Source organism: Sedimentibacter sp. B4 (assembly GCF_000309315.1).
GTDB classification, from domain to species: Bacteria; Bacillota; Clostridia; order Tissierellales; family Sedimentibacteraceae; genus Sedimentibacter; species Sedimentibacter saalensis.
In genome coordinates this window covers 1-234 of record NZ_CANG01000992.1, presented here as the reverse complement: position 1 = coordinate 234, position 234 = coordinate 1, and the positions used below count along the sequence as shown (strand labels likewise).

Genomic DNA, 234 nt, shown 5'->3' with positions numbered 1-234 from the left:
GGTAGGACCCGCTCAGCGGGGCATCAGGGCGACCAGCGTGGACGCGATCGTGAGCCCCGCCCAGGTGCCGATGATCAGCCAGAGCATCCGGAGCCGCCCGATCAGGCGTTCGAGCTCGGTGCCGAAGTACCACAGGATGATCGCGCTGAGCACGACCCAGATCGTGTTCGCGAGCGGCCAGGTGGCGATCCGCCACGCCTGGCCCGCGACGACGAGGCTGGGGTGGTACAGGAA

Annotated in this window: 1 protein-coding gene; it reads right to left on the bottom strand. The window is 68.8% G+C overall.

Features of this window, described 5'->3' with window-relative positions:
- Positions 1–12 precede the first annotated feature (12 nt).
- The coding region (locus BN358_RS25830) for a rhomboid family intramembrane serine protease (protein ID WP_157593578.1) at positions 13–234 on the bottom strand (222 nt) is incomplete at its 5' end.